Origin of the sequence: Chamaesiphon sp. OTE_8_metabat_110, assembly GCF_031382685.1 — a bacterium.
GTDB lineage: Bacteria > Cyanobacteriota > Cyanobacteriia > Cyanobacteriales > Chamaesiphonaceae > Chamaesiphon.
The window spans coordinates 1-1818 of sequence record NZ_JANMZA010000036.1 but is presented as its reverse complement, the minus strand read 5'-3'; the positions used below and the strand labels follow the sequence as shown (position 1 = coordinate 1818).

Genomic DNA, 1818 nt, shown 5'->3' with positions numbered 1-1818 from the left:
TCACATTACCTTGAATTTACTCGCTTTAATTATCTCAGCATTATGCTCGATCTGCTCGATCTAGAGGTAAATTCCTTAATCCTTCCACTAGTACAAAAGGTTTACTTGTCCCGATCGAATAAAAAGTGGGATGCTCCCTATTAAAACCTTCTCCTAAACCATCAAATTCAATGCACAATATTGGCTCGTCATTTTGGTTGCAGACTGTGTAATCTATCGATGTCTTCTTGAGAATATTCTTGTCCTTGTCAGAAACAGCCAGTAATTTGACGGGTGAAGTTTTAATACTTTCATTGTATCCAAGAGCAGCTAGAGATACACGAGACATATAATCATCTACATCAATAATGTTGTTAACATTAAAAACATTTAGATATGGAAGATTATGCCAAATATTGTACTTGCTACCCCAATTTCTTGATAGCTTTTCATAGTGACTACGCTCAGCCTTGCTCGCAAAAACTGACTTATTGATTCCCATAAAACTCCCTAAGATTTATTGTCAGCTTCTTCAATTATAGCCCTGAAGTATCATTTTGCTCATGGCTTTGTGCCTATTTGACTTCAAAGACTCGCATCTGTTCTCAACACCTTCTCAACTTCCAACTGCTTGAGGCTGCCGAGCAGATTGGGTTGAATCGGATGGCGATTGAATGTTTTGGTACCGATCGGAATACACATCGGCGTTCCGGCGATCGGATCGGGATGGATTTGACATTTGAGGTTGAATACCGCCTCGACGAGTTCGGTGGTGACGATCTCGGCTGGGGTGCCTGCGGCGAATACGCGTCCGGCTTTGATGGCAACTAAATAGTCGGCATAACGACAGGCTCGATCGAGATCGTGCAATACCATGACGATCGTGCGTCCTTGCTGCTGATTGAGTCGGTAAAGCAGATCCAAGACTTCCATCTGATGGGCTAGATCGAGAAAGGTGGTTGGCTCGTCGAGCAACAGAATTTTGGTGTTTTGGGCCAGGGACATAGCAATCCACGCTCGCTGTCTTTGACCGCCAGAGAGGGTATCGAGGGGGCGATCGCTCAGGGATACTAAGTCGGTCATTTCCAAAGCTTCGCGGACGATTTGGCGGTCTTGAATCGACCATTGTTGCCGCCAATCTTGGTAAGGATAACGACCTTGGGACACCAAATCTTTCACGGTTAAACCTTCAGGGGAGATCGGACTTTGCGGTAATAATCCCAACTGTCTGGCGACGCTTTTGGTCGATCCGGCGAGGATCGATTTACCATCGAGATATACCCCGCCGCTAGTCGGTTTGAGCAATCTTGCCAACCCTTTGAGTAAGGTCGATTTGCCGCAGCCATTCGACCCCACTAATACTGTAATTTTTTCCGCAGGAATCGTTAATGACAAATCCTGAATAATCGTGTTCCCTCGGTAAGCTAGGGATAGATCTTGAGCGATGAGTTCTAGCATTGGCGGTGGCGATTTTGAATCAGTAAAAAGAGGAAAAACGGTGCGCCGATCGCGGCGATGACGACACCACAGGGCAACTCGATCGGGGCAAAGATCGTCCGCCCGATCGTATCGGCGATCGTCACTAAGATGCCACCGATGAGGGCGGCGACTGGTAAGATCTGGCGATAATTGCCTCCGACGAGTTGGCGGGCGATGTGGGGGGCAATCAGTCCGACAAAGCCGATCGTCCCAGCGGTAGCCACCGCCGAGCCAGCTAACGCCACGGCGACGATGACGAGCTGGGCGCGTTGCCAGGTGACGCGACTTCCCAATCCCGTGGCAATCTCATCGCCAAAAGAGAGGACATTTAACTCCCGCGTTAGTCCCAATGCGAGGGCA

3 protein-coding genes are annotated in these 1818 nt (G+C 48.2%); all 3 read right to left on the bottom strand.

Going from position 1 to position 1818, the window contains the following annotated elements:
- Window positions 1-40: 40 nt before the first annotated feature.
- A complete protein-coding gene (locus tag RMO52_RS01525; RefSeq protein WP_310410315.1) occupies window positions 41-481 on the bottom strand; it encodes a hypothetical protein in 441 nt (146 codons plus the stop codon).
- Window positions 482-564: 83 nt separating this feature from the next.
- Window positions 565-1437, bottom strand: coding sequence for an ABC transporter ATP-binding protein (locus RMO52_RS01520; RefSeq protein WP_310410313.1), 873 nt, complete (start codon window positions 1435-1437; stop codon window positions 565-567).
- A partial coding sequence (locus RMO52_RS01515) for an iron ABC transporter permease (protein WP_310410311.1) occupies window positions 1431-1818 on the bottom strand: 388 nt, incomplete at its 5' end. The genes RMO52_RS01520 and RMO52_RS01515, both read right to left, overlap by 7 nt.